Source organism: Aliikangiella coralliicola, assembly GCF_007004725.1.
GTDB classification, from domain to species: domain Bacteria; phylum Pseudomonadota; class Gammaproteobacteria; order Enterobacterales; family Kangiellaceae; genus Aliikangiella; species Aliikangiella coralliicola.
Window position 1 is genome coordinate 1 of the sequence record NZ_ML660167.1, and the last position, 20,373, is coordinate 20,373.

The 20,373-nt window shown below is 41.0% G+C and carries 19 protein-coding genes; 14 read left to right on the plus strand and 5 right to left on the minus strand.

The features are described 5' to 3' along the window. The 6 genes from FLL46_RS27050 to lepB form a co-directional block, all read left to right on the plus strand. The coding region (locus tag FLL46_RS27050) for a hypothetical protein (protein WP_168204222.1) at positions 1 to 218 on the plus strand (218 nt) is incomplete at its 5' end. 12 nt (positions 219 to 230) lie between these two features. Next, positions 231 to 698, plus strand: coding sequence for a hypothetical protein (locus FLL46_RS17760; protein ID WP_142932690.1), 468 nt, complete (start codon positions 231 to 233; stop codon positions 696 to 698). Between the two features lie 206 nt (positions 699 to 904). Further along, positions 905 to 1,411: a DUF4116 domain-containing protein gene (locus FLL46_RS17765; RefSeq protein WP_142932691.1), complete on the plus strand. Its 507-nt coding sequence runs from the start codon at positions 905 to 907 to the stop codon at positions 1,409 to 1,411. Positions 1,412 to 1,559: 148 nt separating this feature from the next. Next, entirely contained in the window at positions 1,560 to 1,817 is a 258-nt protein-coding gene (locus FLL46_RS17770) for a hypothetical protein (protein ID WP_142932692.1), read from the plus strand. A gap of 112 nt (positions 1,818 to 1,929) precedes the next feature. Then, entirely contained in the window at positions 1,930 to 2,322 is a 393-nt protein-coding gene (locus FLL46_RS17775) for a tetratricopeptide repeat protein (RefSeq protein WP_142932693.1), read from the plus strand. A gap of 151 nt (positions 2,323 to 2,473) precedes the next feature. Next, entirely contained in the window at positions 2,474 to 3,232 is a 759-nt protein-coding gene (gene lepB, locus FLL46_RS17780; RefSeq protein ID WP_168204223.1) for a signal peptidase I, read from the plus strand. 71 nt (positions 3,233 to 3,303) lie between these two features. Here the strand turns inward: lepB and FLL46_RS17785 are convergent, their stop codons facing one another. Further along, the gene (locus FLL46_RS17785; RefSeq protein ID WP_142932695.1) at positions 3,304 to 4,854 is read right to left on the minus strand and encodes a DUF3369 domain-containing protein; all 1,551 of its coding nucleotides are present in this window, start codon (positions 4,852 to 4,854) and stop codon (positions 3,304 to 3,306) included. 139 nt (positions 4,855 to 4,993) lie between these two features. On the opposite strand from FLL46_RS17785, the gene FLL46_RS17790 reads away from it, so the two are divergent. Next, positions 4,994 to 6,919: a YfiR/HmsC family protein gene (locus tag FLL46_RS17790; protein WP_142932696.1), complete on the plus strand. Its 1,926-nt coding sequence runs from the start codon at positions 4,994 to 4,996 to the stop codon at positions 6,917 to 6,919. A 154-nt stretch (positions 6,920 to 7,073) separates the two neighbouring features. Here FLL46_RS17790 and FLL46_RS17795 read toward each other — a convergent pair whose 3' ends face one another. Together FLL46_RS17795 and FLL46_RS17800 are read right to left on the minus strand one after the other, a co-directional pair. After that, positions 7,074 to 7,361, minus strand: a complete 288-nt coding sequence (locus FLL46_RS17795; RefSeq protein ID WP_142932697.1) for a hypothetical protein — start codon at positions 7,359 to 7,361, stop codon at positions 7,074 to 7,076. A gap of 200 nt (positions 7,362 to 7,561) precedes the next feature. Beyond that, positions 7,562 to 8,968 carry an MATE family efflux transporter gene (locus FLL46_RS17800; RefSeq protein ID WP_142932698.1) on the minus strand — a complete coding sequence of 469 codons (1,407 nt, stop codon included), beginning with the start codon at positions 8,966 to 8,968 and terminating at the stop codon, positions 7,562 to 7,564. A gap of 817 nt (positions 8,969 to 9,785) precedes the next feature. Between FLL46_RS17800 and adk the strand changes: the two genes are divergently transcribed. Beyond that, the gene (adk, locus tag FLL46_RS17805; protein ID WP_142932699.1) at positions 9,786 to 10,439 is read left to right on the plus strand and encodes an adenylate kinase; all 654 of its coding nucleotides are present in this window, start codon (positions 9,786 to 9,788) and stop codon (positions 10,437 to 10,439) included. Between the two features lie 43 nt (positions 10,440 to 10,482). Then, the gene (gene hemH / locus FLL46_RS17810; protein ID WP_142932700.1) at positions 10,483 to 11,601 is read left to right on the plus strand and encodes a ferrochelatase; all 1,119 of its coding nucleotides are present in this window, start codon (positions 10,483 to 10,485) and stop codon (positions 11,599 to 11,601) included. A 119-nt stretch (positions 11,602 to 11,720) separates the two neighbouring features. Here hemH and lon read toward each other — a convergent pair whose 3' ends face one another. Continuing rightward, entirely contained in the window at positions 11,721 to 14,087 is a 2,367-nt protein-coding gene (gene lon / locus FLL46_RS17815; protein ID WP_142932701.1) for an endopeptidase La, read from the minus strand. 452 nt (positions 14,088 to 14,539) lie between these two features. On the opposite strand from lon, the gene FLL46_RS17820 reads away from it, so the two are divergent. From FLL46_RS17820 to FLL46_RS17840, 5 genes are all read left to right on the plus strand, one after another. Continuing rightward, the gene (locus tag FLL46_RS17820; protein ID WP_142932702.1) at positions 14,540 to 14,947 is read left to right on the plus strand and encodes a hypothetical protein; all 408 of its coding nucleotides are present in this window, start codon (positions 14,540 to 14,542) and stop codon (positions 14,945 to 14,947) included. A gap of 213 nt (positions 14,948 to 15,160) precedes the next feature. Then, the gene (locus FLL46_RS17825; protein ID WP_142932703.1) at positions 15,161 to 15,631 is read left to right on the plus strand and encodes a hypothetical protein; all 471 of its coding nucleotides are present in this window, start codon (positions 15,161 to 15,163) and stop codon (positions 15,629 to 15,631) included. Between the two features lie 22 nt (positions 15,632 to 15,653). After that, the gene (gene yoaA / locus FLL46_RS17830; protein WP_142932704.1) at positions 15,654 to 17,777 is read left to right on the plus strand and encodes a DNA repair helicase YoaA; all 2,124 of its coding nucleotides are present in this window, start codon (positions 15,654 to 15,656) and stop codon (positions 17,775 to 17,777) included. Positions 17,778 to 17,860: 83 nt separating this feature from the next. Continuing rightward, entirely contained in the window at positions 17,861 to 18,598 is a 738-nt protein-coding gene (tsaB, locus tag FLL46_RS17835; RefSeq protein ID WP_142932705.1) for a tRNA (adenosine(37)-N6)-threonylcarbamoyltransferase complex dimerization subunit type 1 TsaB, read from the plus strand. Positions 18,599 to 18,753: 155 nt separating this feature from the next. After that, entirely contained in the window at positions 18,754 to 19,059 is a 306-nt protein-coding gene (locus FLL46_RS17840) for a hypothetical protein (protein ID WP_142932706.1), read from the plus strand. Positions 19,060 to 19,136: 77 nt separating this feature from the next. On the opposite strand, the gene FLL46_RS17845 is transcribed toward FLL46_RS17840, so the two are convergent. Further along, positions 19,137 to 20,123 (minus strand): hypothetical protein, encoded by a 987-nt coding sequence (locus tag FLL46_RS17845; protein ID WP_142932707.1) that lies wholly within the window; start codon positions 20,121 to 20,123, stop codon positions 19,137 to 19,139. Between the last annotated feature and the right edge of the window lie 250 nt (positions 20,124 to 20,373).

Below are 20,373 nucleotides of genomic sequence, written 5' to 3' on the forward strand. Positions count from 1 at the left end.
TTTGGTCTGACGCAATGAAAGTTGGATATTTTTTAGATGAAGGATATTGGGGGTATTTTGTTCGGCAAGTGGACGAAATTTGCAATAGTCCAGATGAGTTCCATCCATTGCAAGTCCAAGTAGCGAAAGAAGTACAAAAAGTATTTGACGATCCAGAAATACCTGAAAGAGCAAAACTAGATATAGAAAAAAGCCGCGCAGGAGAATATGCCGACTAATAGGAGAGCGGTATGGTTGAAACATTTCTAGCTGTATATTTCGAGTGTAAGTCAAAAGAGCAAGTCAGTAATATTTTAAAATACTTCGATGAAGAACGTCGTCCAGATTTTGTCGAAGAAGTGGATGAAAGCGAAGGCTTCTTAGTTGAATTGTTCGAGTTTTCAGAGTTTCCTGAAATAGAAAAAGAAAATGATAAAGAATACATCATGTATTTTGGTGATGATGATATTTTATTTGGTTTGCATCCATTGTTTAATCATTTCAATGTGACATTTTCGGGAGCGATAGTCGACGCGGAAGATTGTGAGCGGGAGTATTATTTGATGGTTCACGATAAAGCTAATGATTGTCGAGTATTCGAGCAAACATACATTGTTGGGCAGGATGAAATTCTGGATAAAGAATTGCTAGAGTTGGAGGTTCTGAAAGATAAAATCAAGCTTGTTGCGCAGTATTTTGATAAAAAAAAGTTGCTTTAGATTGTATGCTTGTATCAATGAAATAGAGCAACATAGATCAAATTCTTTTGATTGCCCTAAATGCTAACAAGAGGATTTAATAGCAGTGAATATAAAATACTCTGAGAGTGGGGCTTGAGCAATATCTTGAAAATATTAATCAATTCAGTAATTTTAGTGAACTGAGTGCTGCCTTGTGAAGCTTTACGTTTATAAGAGAGTTCCCCATGAACTGGAATGATAAAGGATATGTTTTAACGCAGCTTAAGAATGATGGGCTTCTATTGGAAAGCGCATCGGACGAACTAAAAAATGATGAAGAGATTGTTCTAGCTGCGATTGCACAAGACAAAGAATCATTTGTATATGCATCAGATAAATTAAAGAATGACAAAGAATTCGTTGCTAGAGCTATGGAAACAGAACCTTGGGTTTTCGAATTTGTGAGTGACAATTTACGTGCTGATCCAGACATTGTGCTACAGGCATGCAAAGAAAACTGGATGCTACTCGGGTATGCAGATGAAGTTCTCCAGTGGGATGAACAATTTTTAATTAAAGCAATCAAGCATAACCCTCAAATTATTCAATGTACCGACAAAGAGTTTCAAATAAATAATAGAGAGTTTGTGATTGATGTACTAAAACAAAACCGGGGATTGATAGAAACTGAAGAAGATATTTGTGAGGAGTTAAGGGCTGATGAAGAGGTTGCCAGTTTGTTGGCCTTATAGGCATGTAACAAAATGAATCACATGATTAGTGTGTGATCGAAGTATCGAAGATAAGAGCTCCTGTCATTAGCTATTCAAAAAACTTGGCTGTTTAACAAATGGTCTGCTAAATGCCTTGAAAATACAACTAACATGAGAAATAACTAAGTTGCCTAAATCTGAAAGTACTTTAAGCCTTAAGAAAATTATCGTTTGGTTGATTGTTCTGGCATTTATCCGAGAGACGATTCAAGCTGGCTTAAAAGTATTTAATGACCAAGGCGAGGAAACATTTTTCTTGTTAAGAACCGTCGAGCTAAACTACTACCAGTCAGGCGTCATTTCGCTAACAATCCTGTTAACTATGGCAGGATATTATTTGTACAAAAAAGTATCTGGTTTACCTGAAAAAGAAAAGGCTGATTAATTTTATTTTGACATCAACAGGCATTGCGGTAGCATAAGCGACTCAGGATATTGTGAGTTTTCGACTTTTGCTTCGAAAGGAACTGTATAAAAGGATTAAAAGGATCCCCCCCATGAAAAATACCATTCGTTTACTAGCAGGACTACTATTATTTTGTGGTGCTTTACAGGCTGCTGAAGATGCAGAGAGCTATTATAATAAGGCCAAGGAATTCGATAAAAACTCGGATTATCAACAAGCAGTCGTTTGGCATGAAAAAGCAGCGGAATTAGACCATGTAGAATCTCAATATATTCTTGGTATTAGCTATTATCGAGGAGAAGGAGTAGAGAAAGACTGGGTGAAGTCTGCCTACTGGTACAAACGAGCGGCTGAGCAAGGACACGCAGATGCGCAGGATGCCCTTGGCAGCATGTATGAAAAAGGAGAGGGGGTTGCAAAGAATAGCGATCAGGCTCACTTTTGGTATCGTAAAGCTGCAGAACAATCTCAAGTTAATCCTTAATCCAGGTGAATGGCCGTCATTTTTTTAGAAAAAGCTCTATTGTTGCGTAGTCCAATTAAACCAATAGTCTACGCGTCAAAAATCTGGGTTGTACTTTAAATTAATGCCTTCCTCATTGAAGACAACACTATTTTGGCTGAAATTGAGTCTGATGTCGCTAGTACTGCCGGGTATTGGTCACTTTTCAATTAATCAGTTCAGGCAATCAATTTCTCTCCCAGGCATACTGTTTTTGGGGATCGCTTTAATTGGTTGGAGCGGGTTGTTTTTCTGGAAAAATGGAAGCTGGATTTTACTGGCCTGGGTAGGGGCGGTCTATGTCTATGCGTTCGTTGATCTGGTTAGAAAAGCTCGCTCCAAAAGGCTAAACCTACAAAAAGATATTATAACTGATAGTCTGCCAGTTAGAGGAAGCGCATGGTGGCACACGCTGATTTATGTATGCATTTCCTTAACAATTGCTTTGTTGCTAATTATTCAGAAGTCTATGTTTTTTGGGTTTCAGATATACCGAATCCCCAGTGCTTCTATGCTGCCTACCTTAAAAGTAGGTGACCTGATTGTCGCAGACACTCGCTGGTTTTCATTAAAGCAACCTGTGTCGTCTGATATTGTCGTTTTCAAAAGAAGTCAAAAAGATAAGATTTTTTATATCAAAAGGATCATCGTAACAAGCGAGCAAACAGTAGAAATTAATGATGGTCTGTTGAAGATTAATGGGCAAATCTTTAAGGAAAATATCCGACCTAAATCGTTAAAGAAAAGAAAAATTGCCACGGATCATTATTTTTTAATAGGTGATAATTTTAATCACAGTTTCGATAGCCGACACTGGGGCGAAATACCCCGGAAAAATATTGTTGGTAAGTATCGACGAAAGCTCTTCGCTGAGGCGAAACCTGACAGCTAAATCTTCTTATTTGCCCGTGCAGGAATTGACGCAGGCTCGAAAGTCAACCCACAATCAGCCGTTCAACAATGCTAATCCGGGTACTGATTTTGAATGGCCACGATTTCAGCCATGTTATGTATCAGAATATGGCTTAGCTCTGGGTCAAAGTGCTTGTCACTTTCTGATTGAATAAAATCAATTATTTTACTGAGCGGCCAGGGTTCTTTATAGCAGCGCCGATTGTAGAGTGCATCAAACACGTCGGCAATTGCGGCAATACGTGCGTGGATACTGATTTCTTCTCCTTTTTTACCATTTGGATAACCTGAACCGTCCCATTTTTCATGGTGTTCCCCGGCAATTTTCGCGCCGATTTGGAGAACTTCTAATTTTGAATCAGCTAAAATATCGTGGCCTAGTTGTGCGTGGGTTTTCATAATTTCCCATTCATCATCGACCAATTTACCGGGTTTATTCAGGATGCTATCGGGAATAGCTATTTTACCAATATCGTGGAGCGGCGCAGCCATGCGAATTATTTCAAGATCCCGTTCATCAAAGCCTGATTTTTTCGCGAGCAGATGGCAAATTTCTGCCATGCGTTTAACATGAAAGCTGGTTTCTTTTGAACGGCTTTCGACGGCTTCACTTAATCGATAAACAATTTCCCGTTGAGTGATTTCAACTTCTTCAAACATGCTAATGTTATCGAAAGCAATACCAATGTGGTTGCAGAAAATCTGTAGCAAATGCCGATCTAACTCGGATAGTTTCGGTAGGCCTTCAAGATACAAAATGTTCTTTCGCTTCAGGTGAGATCGGTAAACACCAATGAAATATCCGTCAGCGAAATAGTTGCCGTGTTGTTGAAGATGTTCGAGTAATTTCTGCCGTGTAATATTTTTTACTGCATCTTCAATGTGTTCAGACACAAAATCGCTAAATTTACCAGTTGCGGCCAGTATCTGGTTTTCATCGCCGGATAATGTCGCAGCAATTCCTTCTAACTCTCCGTAAAAAGCGCCTTCGCTGACTTTTAGAAGTGCGGTGAGTTGGTCTAATGCTCCCTGGGTTAATTCTCTGAGTGAATGCTGTGCGAATATTTTTCCAGTTCCGGTGATAATTCCTTCTAACCCGAGTTTATTTCGATGCAGCGCAATAATATCTCGATAGGAGCGAAGGCTTGAGCACATTAATGTATAAAGTTTGTTCGATGTGAGTTCTGTTTTCTCTTTATAGTCATTAATGTCATAGTCGGTAATAACATCTCTCTCAGGAGCCTGACCTGGTTGCCCGGTCCTCAAAATTATCCTGACATGATGATCTTTCAGATCTTCCCGTACCCAGCGAGCCAGCTCCAAACCTGCATGATCAGTCTCCATCACAACATCGAGTAGCACAACAGCAAAGCTGTTTTCGGACATAACTTGTTTTGCTTCGCTGGCAGAGTACGCAGATTTAATATCGAGGGGAGTATCCTGAAAAGTAAAATTCCTCAGCGCTAGTTTAGTAACCTGATGAACTTCTGGCTCATCGTCAACGACCAATAAGTTCCAGCTATCTTTAATTTTATTATCTGATTGATTATTATCAGAATTATCGTTTTCGTCTTGGAATATCAACTCGTCTGACCCTGTCATCAGAAACCTGTATTTTGTTTATGTTCCTTCTATTTATAGTACGGTTTGTCGTTTTGAGCCATTTTTTTGCTCTGGAAGCCATAATCGTTGTACAGTCATCTATACTTTAATCCAGATAAAGAAAAAGGGTTTAAAAACCATGGGAAAATCTGGGAAGACTCTCAATTTGATTGCTTACCTGTTTTTGGTGATTTTTTCCTGCCTGGGTAGCGCAGCGGAATCACCCCAGGAAGCCATTAAGAGTGCGTATATCTATAAATTCCTTAGCTATGTTGAATGGCCGGACGACAGTAATAAAAATACCTTGGTATTAACTTATTTCGGGAAAAACAAACAGTTTTTTGAATTGCTTTCAGCCGTAGAAAAAAGAAAAGTCCGCGGTCATTCTATGAAAACTAGGTGGGTGAGAAATATTGCTGAGCTACTCCCCACCGATGTCATTATCGTTGATCAAAAATTCAATCGCCACCTATCAAAAATTAATTCGCTAATTAAAGATGAACCTGTTCTGGTGATTTCTGACCATGCCAAGGAAAAGCAGTTATTTGGAATTAATTTTACTTCACTTGAGTCGAATAGAATCGGGTTTGAGATCAATCGTTACAATCTGGTTTACCAAAAACTGAAAGTTTCGACAGATATAGTCATTTTAGGGGGAACAGAAATTGAAATTGCGTCTTTGGTTAAGGAAATGGAGTCGGATATTGAGGACAGTCGAGACAAGTTATCTCAAATGGAAAATGAAGTAATCCAGAAACAGAAACTGCTTGATGAACAAAGCCTGGCATTGAAACAACAAGAGCGACAGTTGGCAGATCTCGATCAAACAATCCGAGGTCAGCGGAAATCTTATGACAAACTTAAAAAAGAATACACCGAGCTTAACGCATCGCTGGTTGTTAGTCGAACCGAACTTAATCAAAATAATCAGTTACTGCAAACTAAGCAAGAAGAGCTGCAACAAAAATCGGTTGCGATTGATGATCTTGCTGAGTTAATCAATCGGAATAAACAACTTTTAATTGAGCAGAGCAACGCATTAAAGAGCCAAAAGGCTGAATTGACCCAGTCTCAACGTCAACTAGAAAATCAGATGCAAACTCTCAGTCAACAAGAACTGACGCTAAAAGAGCAGAGTTCAACCATCAAAACGCAGTCCACAGCCTTGTATGGCTCTATCATTTTGTTGTTATCAATTACTGTATCAGTGGTCATGGTATACCGTGGTTTTCGTATTAAACAAAAAGCAAATCTTGATCTTGAAAGTAAAAATAACGAGTTGAAAGAAATTAACTTTAAACTGACTCACACTCAAGATCAGTTGGTGGAATCTGAGAAAATGGCCGCGTTAGGTGGATTGGTGGCAGGCGTTGCTCACGAAATTAATACACCCATTGGTGTTGGCGTAACCTCGTCCAGCCACCTGTTAGACTTACTGAAAAACTTTAGTCGAATGTATGAAAAAGGTCAGATAAAACGCTCTGACCTTGAGAGTTTACTCGCTGATTTGACTGAATCCGGTGATATCCTTCATCGAAACTTATTGCGAGCAAGCGGTTTGATCCGAAGTTTTAAACAAGTATCCGCGGATCAAACTAATGAAGAAATCAGAACATTTAATTTGAACGAATATCTCGGAGAGATATGTCAAAACTTAAGACATAAGTTAAAACAAAAGAAGCATGAAGTAATCATTGATTGTCCCAAACACTTAAGTATCACATCCTATCCAGGGGCTCTGTCACAAGTGATTACGAATTTAATTGTTAATTCAGTTATTCACGGTTTTGGTGATAAGACCAATGGTCAAATTGACATTCAGGCGACGCTCGTTGAAGATCAATTAATCGTTAACTACCGAGACAATGGTAAGGGAATTCCCGAAGGAACTCGAGAAAAAGTTTTTGATCCTTTTTTTACTACCAATCGGTCGGAGGGAGGAACTGGTTTAGGTTTACATATTTCATTTAACCTTACTCAAAAGCTGGGCGGTCGTATCAAGTGTTTACCTGCTAGCGAAGGTGCCTATTTTCAAATAACTTTACCGGTAGTAAAGGAAAAATGAAAAGGTTATTTTATTATTCAGACTATTATTCCAACCCAGGTTTTATTATTTAGAAATGTTATTTTCCAGAAGTATTGTTGTTCCAAATGTAACTGTTCCAAATACTATTTCCTCGAATTCAAGATAGTCAAGGTTGGTTCAAATCAAGCGCATGCTATTCCTGAATGAATAGCGTTAAAACAGCTGACTCGACTAATTCCAGGCTTGGAGCTGAGTTTTTCACTAAGAATACTGTTTCCCTTTTGGAATAGTCGTTGCCGGTGTTGTTGTTGTCACGGTTGTTACTGTCATAATTGTTATTGGTTTGAGCAGAATAGTCAGTGCCGCCGTTTTGGAGATTATTAGCCTGAGTATTGGCGTTGAATTTATCTCCTGAAGAAATAGCAAACAGGGTCGTCGCAATTATTAAGTAAGTCAGGAGAGTTTTTTCTCTAAGTTGCATTGTGGTTTCTCTAAACAGAAAAAGTGGGTCATGAAAATAAATGTGAGAGAAGCATAACCGATCAGCCTGAATCAATACTGAATGACTCTGGTTTGCTAGTGTTTGAAGTATCAAAAAAGCGAGATGTAAAATCTCGCTTATAGTTTTTGGTCGCTATTAGAAATTGAGAAACCAGAAGCAGATAAACCAGAAATAGACAGTCATACTGTTTTTAATTTCCAATGACCAAGTCTGAATATATAAACACTCACCAGCGTCATCAAACTTTCTGCTATTGTAATAGATAGAAAAACGCCCGTTGGACCTAGCTCGAAATATTGCGCAAAAGTATAGGCCATCGGGATCTGACACATCCAAAAACAGAAAAAGTTTATTTTGGTAGGCGTCATAGTATCTCCTGCGCCATTAAAAGCCTGCACTACAATCATACCAATAGCGTAAAAGCCATACCCATAACTGATATATCGAAGACAATCGACACCATATTGGATAACCATCTGGTTGTCAGTGAACAAACCAATAATGATTTCAGCAAAGGCAATAAAAATAATGGCGACGCTTAGCATAAAGTAGACATTGTATTTGGCTAGTTTCCAAACTGATTTTTCTGCGCGTTCAGCTTCTCCAGCGCCCAGGTTTTGCCCAACCAGTGTAGCCACGGCGTTACTTAAACCCCAGGCCGGAAGAATCGTAAAAATAATGACTCTGATGGCAATCGTATAACCCGCGACCGCGGCGCTCCCGTAGGAAGACACTAGCCTGACTAGCACCACCCAACTGGCTGTGGCGATGATAAACTGCAAAATACCACCGACAGATACGCGTAATAATCTGGCACACACTCCAACCACCAGTTTTAAATTTGCGAGTCCAAGGCGAATACGACTGTCTTTGCCACTTAAATGATAAAGCTGATATAAAACGCCGATTCCTCGACCAATGTTTGTGGCAACTGCGGCGCCTGTGACGCCCATTTCCGGGAAAGGCCCGACGCCATAAATGAGTAAAGGATCTAATACAATGTTAATACCATTGGCTAACCAAAGTGATCGCATAGCAATAGTGGCATCACCGGCGCCACGAAAGATCGCATTGATTAAGAATAAGTATAAAATGGTGATAGAACCGCCTAACATAATACTGGTGTAGGATTCTCCAACGGCGAGAACGTTATCGCTTGCACCCATAAATATCAGAATATTATCGGCATAGTTAAGCCCAACCAGGCCGACTATTAAGGCAACTAAAAGTCCAACCCACAAGGTTTGTGCCGCTACGATATTAGCGGCTTCATATTTTTTTTCGCCGATCCGTCTTGCGACCATTGCAGTAACCGCCATACTCAGCCCAATTGCGACAGCGTAGAGTAGTGTGATGACGGCTTCGGTCAGGCCGACGACTGCGACTGCATCTGCACCTAAACCTGATACAAAAAAGATATCTGTGATAGCAAATACTGATTCCATCGCCATTTCTAGTACCATCGGCACTGCGAGTAAAAAGGCTGCTTTTCCAATTGAACCTTTGGTGTAGTCTTGCTGATTGTTACCGGATAGCGCCTGTTTAAATAGTGTAAAAAATGATTCGAGTTTTTTAATATTGGTCATTACAGTTTTCCTTTTCTCGGACTTCATAACAGGCCACCCTGAAAAGCGACTTAGATAGCGAGCTGTATACGATTTGCGCAGCAGGCTATTTCAATTTAATGTCCGAAAATAGATTGTTTAACAACAGCTCAAAGCTGTGGCATAAAATTCAAGTGAATGTTGTCAGGGGATTTTGTTTTAACTTATCAACCCGAATTTGGTTTTATCCATTAGAAGCTAGTGCTAAACCTGTTCATTCGATTTGGTTCGAAAGAACAGCATTGCAAAATGTGGTCTTTAAGGTAACTAAGGCACTACTTTGCCTAAAACATAAAGCTAGTTTAAAACACAAAATTGGGGATATTACGTTTAATCCAACCTGTAAAACTAATTTCTTCGTGGTCGAAGCACAGGAGATCGCATAATGAAAAATGAGAACTTCACTGTGCTTTTCAACACACGGTCAGTGCAAGCAAGTTTGGAGATGACATAACTGTTCATTGACTTGTTCTCATTGATTGAAGTGATGTGCAATATTCTGCACGAATAATCAGGAATGTCAATCTCGTAACGCGAGAACATTCAAACAATTAGTTATAAAATTACCATTGGTGATAAATGGATTAGAAGATCCTTAAACAAGGAAAGTTTTAAAATCATTTGTACGGTAATTAATTCAGTCAATCAACCTGATTAATTTTGCTCAAGCATCGCAAATTTTCATAACAAAAGGATCGTTAAACACCTAATTAAGATCAATTTAAGGTTTTATCTGTTTGTCTAGCTGTCTATAATGGCTTCTTTACATCCTATTAAAAAAAACGAATCGGAGACAAGTATGCGTATCATTCTTCTTGGCGCGCCGGGTGCTGGTAAAGGTACACAAGCTCAGTTCATTAAGGACAAATATAATATCCCGCAAATTTCCACGGGTGATATGCTAAGGGCTGCAGTCAAAGCAGGTACGCCGCTTGGTTTGCAAGCCAAAGAAGTGATGGACGCAGGAAAGCTGGTTTCTGACGACATCATTATTGGTCTGGTGAAAGAGCGAGTGGCCGAGGCTGATTGCGAAAATGGCTATCTATTAGATGGTTTTCCCAGAACAATTCCACAAGCCGATGCGATGAAAGAAAATGGCATCAATGTTGATTATGTTGTGGAAATTGACGTCGCAGATGAAGAAATTATCAAGCGATTGAGTGGACGACGTGTTCACCCAGGTTCAGGCCGAACTTATCACATTCAATATAATCCCCCGAAAGTTGACGGAAAAGACGATGTAACCGGCGAAGATCTGGTACAGCGTCCAGATGATAGTGAGTCGACAGTCAAAGATAGACTATCGGTTTACCATGAGCAAACTCGTCCGTTGGTCGATTACTACTCAGGTTGGGCAAACAAAGGTGGCGAAAATGCGCCAGCTTATGTGACTGTGCCAGGCGTTGGCGGGCTTGATGATATCAGGGAAGCCATCTTTAAGGCGCTCTCCTGATCATTGCCAGTGTTTGAAAGAACATAATGCCTGAAGGAACATAATGTCTGAGCGAAAATATGGTGTTCTCCTGGTAAATCTGGGAACACCTGCAGAGCCAACGGTGCCGGCTGTCAGGTCATTTCTTAAAGATTTTTTAAGTGACCGACGAGTTGTCGATTTGCCGCGTATTATCTGGTTGCCAATATTGTACGGCGTTATTCTCACTTTCAGGCCCAAAAAAGTCACCAAAAACTATCAGAAAATCTGGTTTGAAGATGGCTCTCCACTGATGGTGTACAGTCGTGAGCAACAAGCAGCGCTTCAGATGATATTGGATCAAACTGATAATGCAGCGAACGACGAGATAAATAAAGAGAATAATACTTGCGGGATAAAAGTTGAGTTGGGCATGACCTATGGTCAACCATCTATCAAGCAAGCGGTTAACAATCTCGAAACCTGGGGGGCTGATGAAATTATCGTGCTTCCACTTTATCCTCAATATTCTTTTACCACGACTGCACCGGTCACCGATCAACTTGAATTAATAACTGCCGAGAGTGGTCGAGAGTTTTCCGTGGTTTCCGATTATCATGATGAGGTTAATTATATTCAAGCGTTAGCGGAAACGGTTAAAGCGGCTGGTACGTTCAATGTTGATGAAGACAACAATCAGTCAATTCAACAAAACAATAGCCAGAAAGAAACTGGTCAAGAACAAGCTGATCATGAACACACAAAACCGTTTGATAAATTAATTTTATCTTTTCATGGGATACCGAAAAGGTATGTGGTAAACGGTGATCCCTATCAAGCTCAATGTGAAAAAACAGCGGAAAGATTAGCCGAGGAGCTTGGATTAAAACCGACACAGTGGGAAATAGCCTATCAATCCAGAGTTGGCAGGGAAGAGTGGTTAACGCCTTACCTGGACCAACGAATGACCCAATTAGCCGATGAAGGCGTACATAATATATTGGTCATTTGTCCCGGGTTTTCTGTTGATTGTCTGGAGACGCTGGAAGAGATTGCCATGGAAAATAGAGACATCTTTCTTGAAAATGGCGGCCAGCAATTTCAGTATATCGACGCGTTAAACGCGCAACCAGCTCACATTCAGATGATGAAAAGTCTGGTTAATCAACAAATACAAAAACTGAACACTAAAAAGCCAGCCTGACATTCAAATCAATGAAGTGTCTAAAAACGATGAAGTGCTTAAAAAAGATGAACTGTTTAAAGCGCCGTATCAGGCGCTAAGCGAATTTTGTTTGCCACGGCGTGTAAGCCGGGGCGGGCTTAAAACAACAATTCAAAAACCTGATCATAATGACCAACGAAATGAACTTTCAATCCCTTTTGAATGTGCTTTGGAAGTTTTTCGTATCGTCCCTCAACAGCCTTAGGCAAAATAATGTTGTTGATGCCTTCCCGTTTAGCGGCAATTACCTTTTCTCGGATACCGCCCACAGCCAGCACCGAACCGCTCAATGTCAGTTCACCAGTCATGGCAAACTTGGAGCGAACTTTCTTTTTTAACACGAGTGATAAAAGAGCACTGGCCATCGTAATTCCGGCGCTTGGTCCGTCTTTTGGTGTGGCGCCTTCAGGAACATGTAAATGAACGTATTGTTTATCCAGTGCTTTTTCATCAACCCCATACCTGGCAAGATGTGCAGCGATGTAGCTGTAAGCGATATCTGCAGACTCCTTCATCACATTACCCAACTGACCTGTCAGTTTAAAGCCGCGTGAGCTGCCATGTATTTTGGCGGCTTCAATGCTTAAAGTAACACCACCAAGAGAAGTCCAGGCAAGTCCGGTACATATGCCCACGCCCGTAATCAGAGAGTCTCGACTGAACAGTGGCATCCCCAGAAAATTGGTCAGGTTATTTTTGCTGATACTGATTTTTTTGACGTGTTCGTTGACAATACTAACAGCACATTTGCGAATAATTTTGGCGAGTAACTTATCCAGATTACGAACCCCGGCCTCGCGGGCGTAACCATCAATAAGCGCTTTTAGTGCGCTATCAGTGAGTTTAATTTTGGATGGCGCGATACCCGAGCGCTGAATTTGCTTAGGCCATAAATGTTGTTTCGCGATTTCAATTTTTTCTTCCAGAATATAACCACTCAAGCGGATGACTTCCATACGATCGAGTAACGGGCGAGGTATCGTATCCAGCTGATTTGCGGTACAGATAAACAGCACTTTCGAGAGATCGACGCGTGTATCCAGGTAATGATCGAGAAATTGATTATTTTGCTCCGGATCTAAAACTTCGAGTAATGCAGAGGAAGGATCACCTTGGTAACTGGAACCAATTTTGTCAATCTCATCAAGCATAATCACTGGATTAGAAGAGCCGGATTCAATTAAGGCTTGTACAATTTTTCCCGGCATGGCGCCGATATAAGTACGACGATGTCCCTTTATCTCGGCTTCATCACGCATTCCGCCCACAGAAAAACGGAAGAATTCACGTTTCAACGCAGCGGCGATTGAACGACCCACAGAAGTCTTGCCAACCCCCGGCGGTCCAACTAACAATAAAATCGAGCCAGAAATTTCGCCTTTTAACGCGCCAAGCGCTAAAAATTCGATAATGCGTTGTTTAACGTCTTTTAATCCTGCGTGTTCTCTGTCTAACGCCAGTTTGGCCGAGCGCAACTTTAAGTTATCTTCGGTAAATATTCCCCAGGGGAGTTTAGAAAATACTTCCAGGTAGTTTCGCGTGACTGCGTATTCCGGAGAGCCAGATTCGAGAATTGATAATTTATTGAACTCTTCGTAAAATTTTTCGCGGGCCAGTTTGGGTAATAATTTATCACTGATATTTTTTTCGAATCTCTCCAGATCAGCGGTTTTGTCGTCTTTGGCAATGCCAAGTTCTTTTTGAATCGCTTTTAACTGCTCTTTAAGGAAGAAACGTCGTTGATGTTCGCTCAGTGTTTCTTCAACCTGATCATGGATGTCTTTTTGTAACCTGGCAACTTCCAGTTCCTTCTTGATTAATACCAGCACTTTTTCCATGCGTCTTTTCAAATGTACCGTTTCCAACACTCTTTGTAATTCATTTCGAGTAGCAGTGGTTACGCTGGCTGCAAAGTCAGTCAGTTGCGATGGCTCGTTAGGATCGAAGCGGTTAAGAAAAAACTTGAGCTCTTCACTATACAGCGGGTTTAAAGGAACCATTTCTTTGAGCGTGTTAATAATTGCGATGGCATAAGCCTTCAGTTCGTCGCTTTCTGTATATTCTGGCTCATGGGGGTACTCGACCTGGACAATAAAGGGAGGCGTCCTGTCAATCCATTTCTTAATTCTGAACCGCTGTAATCCTTCTGCGATAAATTGAACCTTGCCAGAAGACAAGACAGGGTGATGAATTTTAACCAGTGTGCCGACTTTAAAAAATTCTTCAGGTTTAGCGTCTTCGGGTAGCGGATTTTTAACCAAAACCAGGCCGGTAATGTTTTTATGTTTTTCACTAATGAATTCGATAGTGTCCCGCCAACTTTCTTCATTCATTAAAATGGGTAATGTTTGCGGCGGAAAAAACGGGCGCTCACTAATAGGTAAAAGGCAAACTTCGCTGGGTAGATATTTGACGCTTTTTTCGCCATCTCGGATTTTTGTTATTTGTTTGTCGTGGTTTTCCATATCAAGACTCAATTAGTTTGTTAATTTCCAGATTAACGGCCGATAGTTTTATCCGATTCAGTACGGTTTAGTGCGGGACTGAATTTCAATGATCTTAACATTGTTTCGGAGATTGATTTAGCATTGAATCAGATTTGTTTTAGAGTATAGCAACTAAACACAAGTTCGCGCATAATTCTGATTTTGCGATAAAATTTACATCAAGGGTTACTAGTGTTTATTAAGTATCCTGGTTAGTTTGTAAACTGGTTGACTATTCATCAGATCTTTTGTCATCAGAACCTTTTCGGGGGAGGTTGGATGTATCCTCCAGGGCAGAAAAAAATATGGTGGTGACGCTTTTGTGGAAATAATTATCTCATATTAAATTTCTAAATTTTAATGCCGATATAAAAGATAAGTAGTATTGAATCAATAGTTCGCAAGTTAGCTCAAACGAGAAAACGTAACACATGATTAATATTGGCGATATCAGCAAACCCAGCGTCAGTGAAAGCCCGGTTAAACCGAAGCGTTCTAAGCAAGGTGTTGCCAAATTGGAGGAGACCACAGCATTGGAGGCTGCCAGTAAAACCACCGTCTTAGAGAAGCGACCTCCAGATGATGGCTATCCAAAGAAGAAACGTCAAAAACGTGCAATTTCGGATGAAAAAAATAAGCTTTCGGATAGTGAGAAAGACTCTTCATTAGAGGGCGAAGAACCTGTCAGTGGAGCTGTGTATCATGGTCGCAGCGAGCAAATGGAGACCTTGTCTGAAGAAAATCGAACCCAGCCCAACAAACCCAGCCCTGGCGAACAAAACACTTATGATAAGCGTGGTCGTAAAACGCCACAAACCCGGGTTGATATTAAAGTGTGATCTTCAATTATTCTGAATTCAAATAAATTTTCATTGATTAAGTAACCTGAGTTCGGGATAAGTATCATCTCCGGCGTTGTTTCAGACCTGAAACTGAGGCCTGTTATCTACTTGTTTATCGGGCTATAATTGCTTGAAATTCGATTGTTTAAAATTAACTCGCCTGACTCAAATTGAAAATAGGTTTGAAGAAAGAGCTCGCATAAAAATACAGTGACCAGTCAAGTAGCAAAAATTACTTATAACATCGCGGCGCTAATGGAGCAGACGCGGTTGGTTGCTGCTGATTATCGCAACACCACAGGACAAGCATTACCTGTGACCGCAGAACTGGCGAGGTTTGATGCGATTGATCGCTTAAATCTACAGAAGCTGGATGGAGAGCAGGGGGTTGATGCGGTTGACGCTAATAAGACCCAAGAAAAATATCTGATCAAAGGCAGGGTTATTTTTAAAGGCGGTAAAGCGCGCCAAAAATTAGGGCAGTTGAGTTTAGAGTCTGGATGGGAATATTTGTTGATGGTAATTTACGATGCGACCTATCAACCGACACAAATCTATAAAGTGGATAGAACAATTATCGAAAAAGAACTGGTTAATTCGCCAAAAGATAAACGGGGATCGATGACTGTAGCTAAATACAAAGCGATTGGCGAGCTTGTCTGGTCGTTAGAATCAGAATGATTGATATTAAACGAGCAAAAAATTGAAGATTAGTGACAAGCAGATCAACGAACTCCTCGGTAATGAAGGTCCTTTTGCAAAAGTTCGAAAAAACTTCAAAGCCAGATCTGAACAGCAAACGATGTCAGTTGCTGTTAATCAAGCCATTCAGAACCAGGATAATCTCATTGTAGAGGCAGGGACGGGAGTAGGTAAGACTTTTGCTTATTTGCTACCTGCGCTTTTGTCAGAAAAACAAGTCGTTATTTCAACGGGCACGAAAAATCTTCAGGATCAGCTGTTCAAGCGTGACTTGCCCACCATAATGAAAGTGTTGCAAATTAGTCCGCTAACAGCATTGCTGAAAGGTCGCAGCAATTATCTTTGCGAATATCGCCTGGAGAGCACGCTGGCGTCAGGACGGTTGCCAGACCCAAAAGCAGTGAAACATCTCGGCATGGTTAATCGCTGGCGTGATAAAACATTGAGCGGTGATCTCTCTGAATTGTCTGCGCTACCCGAAAATTCCCCGGTAATCTCATACGTTACCAGTACTGCTGACAATTGTCTGGGACAAGAATGCCCATTTATTGAGAAATGCTTCCTGGCTGCTGCCAGAGAAAAAGCCCGTAAAGCGAAGGTATTAGTGGTTAATCATCATCTGCTACTGGCCGATCTGGTATTAAAAGAAGATGGATTCGGTGAGCTGCTACCCGATACTGATGTATTTATCGTCGATGAGGCACACCACCTGAGCAGAACCGCTTACCAGTTTTATGGAGATTCAATTTCCAGTCGCCAAATCGCTGATTTATGTCGAGAGGTTGAATTAGAGTATCGGACCCAGGTCACCGATTGCCGAGATTTAATGCTTGAAGCGCAAAGGTTAAATAATGAAGCGAAAGAATTCAGGCTGGCACTGCCGGTATTCGATACTAAAGAAGATTGGAAGCCAGAACCAAGAATTGTCGATGCTGTAAAAAAATTGTCATTAAAAATCAATTCACTATATGAAATAGTTAAAGTTAATTCTACAAGAACTAAAACCCTGGAATCTTGTTTTGAACGGCTCATTGGGTTTCGCCATACCATTGAGCAGTTTATGGCGCAGACCACAGGAGCAACGTCGGGCCAGCGCGGAGCGAGACGGAGTGAAAATACTTCTGATGATGTGGCCGAATCCACTGCTGTAAAACCGAGAATCAACTGGTACGAAACCATGAAAAGTGGTTTCAGGCTAAATACCACACCATTGGATGTGGACGAGTTGTTTCAGCAAAGCCGGCAGCGATATGCAAATTCCAGCTGGATTATGACTTCGGCAACACTGAGCGTTGACGACAGTTTCGACCATTATGTCCAGTCCTTGGGTTGGGATGACGTTAAAAACCTGATTTTACCGTCGTCGTTTGATTACGAAAACCAGTCATTGTTATATGTTCCTCGGGGTTTGCCCTCTATCCGTCAGTCAAACCGGACGCAGGTGATAATTGATACCATTTTACCTTTGCTACAACATGCTACCGGACGGGCTTTTGTTTTATTCACTAGTCACAGGGCGCTAAAAGAAGGGGCGGAAGCCTTGCGAGAAATGGCGTTATTTAATTGTCTTGTGCAAGGAGAAGCGAGTAAAGAAGAGTTGTTAAACCAATTTCACGACCTTGAAAATGCAGTGTTACTCGCTACCGGCAGCTTTTGGGAGGGCATTGACGTGGCTGGTGATAACCTGATTCTAGTGGTGATTGATAAATTGCCGTTTGCGCCGCCTGATGACCCCATTTTAAACGCCAAAATACGCCAAAGCCGTCAACAGGGGGGCAATCCGTTTTTTGAGCTACAAATTCCCGAAGCGGTTTTATCTTTGAAACAGGGTTGTGGTCGATTAATCAGGAGCGTCGAAGACAGAGGGGTTGTTTGCATTTGTGATCCTCGGATTGTGGGCAAGAATTATGGCGAAGTATTTTTAAATAGTCTTCCCGCAATGCGAAGAACGCGCGATCAACAATTGGTCACCCAGTTTTTGACTGATATAATTTTGACCTCTGAAAAAGACGAAATTGAAATTAACGAAGCTGAAGATGATAAGTCGGAGAAAAATACCGCGGCGGAAAAACTGTCTGATGTGGAAGAGCCTGCGCTTGTTGAAAGTTCAGAGTCAGTTAATTGAAGAGCTTAAAAGCTCGTGGCTAAAATTAACGACCATAATTAATATTTCTGATAACCAAACCACCAATAACCAAAATACCGATAATGACAAAAATTCTAGTAATTGATTCGTCCACTGAAGCTTGTTCCGTCGCTTTGTTAAATGATGGAGAAGTCAGCGAACGATACCAGCTTGCTCCGCGAGAACATGCGAAACTGCTGTTGCCCATGGTTCAATCGTTGCTCGCAGATGCAGAACTATCGCTCACCCAATTAGATGCTATTGGATGTAATGTTGGTCCCGGCGCCTTTACCGGAATTCGTATCGCTGTGTCAGTGGCTCAAGGACTAGCCTTCGGTGCCAATTTGCCGGCGATTTCGCTTTCAAGTTTGGCTAACCTGGCTTGCTATGGTCAGGCAGAGTCGGATAAAAAAGCTTGGTTTTGTGCAATAGATGCTCGTATGAATGAAGTGTATTTTTCGGGCTACAAAGTATCAGATGGCGTGGCGACGATTATCGGTGAGGAAATGGTTATTCCTCCTGAGTCGATTAACTGGGCTGAATTAAGCGATAAGTTAGCCGCTGATTTCGATGATGTGGGTTTGATCGGCAGTGGTTGGCTGGCCTACGAGAAAACAATGCTAGCAGCGCCTCTTTGCCGCGAGCAACTCATTGAAGAGCGTTTTCCCAGGGCTTTATACGGGTTAAAACAGGCAGAACAGATTTTTTTAGACTCTCAGAAGTCTGATTCTCAAGAATCCAGCTCGCAATTGTTAGAGCCAGAGTTTTTACAACCAATTTACTTAAGAAACAATGTCGCGAAAAAGTCGACTAAAAAATGAGCTATAATTAGGCGGCTATGTTAAAAAAGCCTTAGTTGTTTTTATTGATTCAGCTATATAAAAGTTAATGACCAGAATGGACCTGTGTTAAAACAGGTGAAAACTTGATGATTAAAACATTAATAATAAATTTGCTTTCAGTTTTGCCTTAGTGAATGAACATTATTAACCCAATAGCAACCAGTTCTCAAGCGTTACCGCAGAATACAAGGGCGAGAGTTGAGGTGTTACCCGCTTCGGATAATGCCCCAGATCCAACCCAGGTTCGCACCAATACTTCGCTTAGGGTCATCCGGGTCGCGGAGGAAGGCGTTGAAATCGCAGAATTTGGTGGTAATGGTGCTTCCGGTGGTGGCACAGGCCTGGTGAACGCCTCGCCTTTGCAACAATATGAGTCGAATCAGCAGTTATTGCAACGGGAACAAATTGCCTCTCAGGTCGGAATTGACTTATTCGCTTAAACTCAATTTTCCAACTTACTCTAACTTGATAATCTTCTAACCAGGCCCTTGGCAATCAACCTCCTATTGAGCCGCTGTTATACCGTTGATAGTAAAAAATCGCCCAATCTTCCCAGGCTGCCGTCTCGTCGTTGAAAATTTGACTCGGCGATTAGTCGGTTATTTTCTCCATAAGGGGTGGAGCGGATTTCAGATAACAATGAAAGGCTATCTATATCGTGTGTTGATAAATGACTTAATACTTGATTGCCTCCAGTATCAAAGTGAAGCAGCATCAGGTTTTCGAAAATTCGATCACTTGCGTTAATTTGTCCATTATTATCATCGTCGTATCGACTCAATTCCTGAAAACCATCTTTAGCGCCATTTGCGTCGCCAAATAGTTCTGAGCCATCATCAATGACACCATTTTCATTGATATCTAGCGCCAGAAACGCGTTACCATTTTGCAAACGATCAATGTTATCAATATTTCCATCGGCATCGAGATCAAATTGAATTTTTTGAGATGGATCGAAATTAAAATCTGAATTGTCCAGATTAAGAATAAGTGGATCGGCTTGTTCTGGCTCAAGGGTTTGCGCTGAAGCGCTAAATGAAAAGTGACTTTGCCGCGAAATGGTGACAGATATTTCAGTTCCTGATAATGGATCGGTCAGCGTGAATTCAAACGTTTCTGAAAAGCTTGTTTCAAAATCAAATGAAAAACCACTCGAATCGCCAGTGTTAAAAAACTCGATGTCAGCAAAGAAAGATTCCTGTTGTGCATATTCGACAGACAAGGTAAAGCCATCTAAAGCATTCGAAGATGTTTCTTCATTGGCTGGTACGAATTCAGCGTCATTGGACTCACCCGAATTAACACGAGCAATCGCTGCCATGAGTTGGAAAACGAGGGAATTTTCCCGATGTTGTTTAATCGATTCATTAATATCTGCTGGTTTTTCATTCGTTGCCTGAGGAACTGGGCTGGAAGTTGGCTGTCTTGGCGGAGAACCTTGACCAGATTTTTCGAATAGAAGGGGAGAATGACCTAATGCCGAATTTCCAATTGAGAAAACCATTATTCAACTCCTGATTTTATTGATAGTAACCGTTGGCTAAAAAATAATTTTAACTAGAGCTTCTTATCGATAGGCAATCCATGCTCAATATAAACGCGCTCAAGTAAAAGGATGAGCGATTACAAAACATGATTAGCTATAACACAAAACGGATTAATCCTATTGTTGAAAAAAAGACTAGCCGTCCCGAATGCCCGATTGTCATTTCAGGGTTTTAAATTCAGGATTGTTTAAACGATAAAAATTGCTG

Bases quoted from the DNA above. Each gene is read 5' to 3' on its own strand.
- FLL46_RS17760 (WP_142932690.1), top strand. From the start codon at position 231: ATGGTTGAAACATTTCTAGCTGTATATTTCGAGTGTAAGTCAAAAGAG.
- FLL46_RS17765 (WP_142932691.1), top strand. From the start codon at position 905: ATGAACTGGAATGATAAAGGATATGTTTTAACGCAGCTTAAGAATGAT.
- FLL46_RS17775 (WP_142932693.1), top strand. From the start codon at position 1,930: ATGAAAAATACCATTCGTTTACTAGCAGGACTACTATTATTTTGTGGT.
- lepB (WP_168204223.1), top strand. From the start codon at position 2,474: ATGTCGCTAGTACTGCCGGGTATTGGTCACTTTTCAATTAATCAGTTC.
- FLL46_RS17785 (WP_142932695.1), bottom strand. From the start codon at position 4,854: ATGACAGGGTCAGACGAGTTGATATTCCAAGACGAAAACGATAATTCT.
- FLL46_RS17790 (WP_142932696.1), top strand. From the start codon at position 4,994: ATGGGAAAATCTGGGAAGACTCTCAATTTGATTGCTTACCTGTTTTTG.
- FLL46_RS17795 (WP_142932697.1), bottom strand. From the start codon at position 7,361: ATGCAACTTAGAGAAAAAACTCTCCTGACTTACTTAATAATTGCGACG.
- FLL46_RS17800 (WP_142932698.1), bottom strand. From the start codon at position 8,968: ATGACCAATATTAAAAAACTCGAATCATTTTTTACACTATTTAAACAG.
- adk (WP_142932699.1), top strand. From the start codon at position 9,786: ATGCGTATCATTCTTCTTGGCGCGCCGGGTGCTGGTAAAGGTACACAA.
- hemH (WP_142932700.1), top strand. From the start codon at position 10,483: ATGTCTGAGCGAAAATATGGTGTTCTCCTGGTAAATCTGGGAACACCT.
- lon (WP_142932701.1), bottom strand. From the start codon at position 14,087: ATGGAAAACCACGACAAACAAATAACAAAAATCCGAGATGGCGAAAAA.
- FLL46_RS17820 (WP_142932702.1), top strand. From the start codon at position 14,540: ATGATTAATATTGGCGATATCAGCAAACCCAGCGTCAGTGAAAGCCCG.
- tsaB (WP_142932705.1), top strand. From the start codon at position 17,861: ATGACAAAAATTCTAGTAATTGATTCGTCCACTGAAGCTTGTTCCGTC.
- FLL46_RS17840 (WP_142932706.1), top strand. From the start codon at position 18,754: ATGAACATTATTAACCCAATAGCAACCAGTTCTCAAGCGTTACCGCAG.
- FLL46_RS17845 (WP_142932707.1), bottom strand. From the start codon at position 20,123: ATGGTTTTCTCAATTGGAAATTCGGCATTAGGTCATTCTCCCCTTCTA.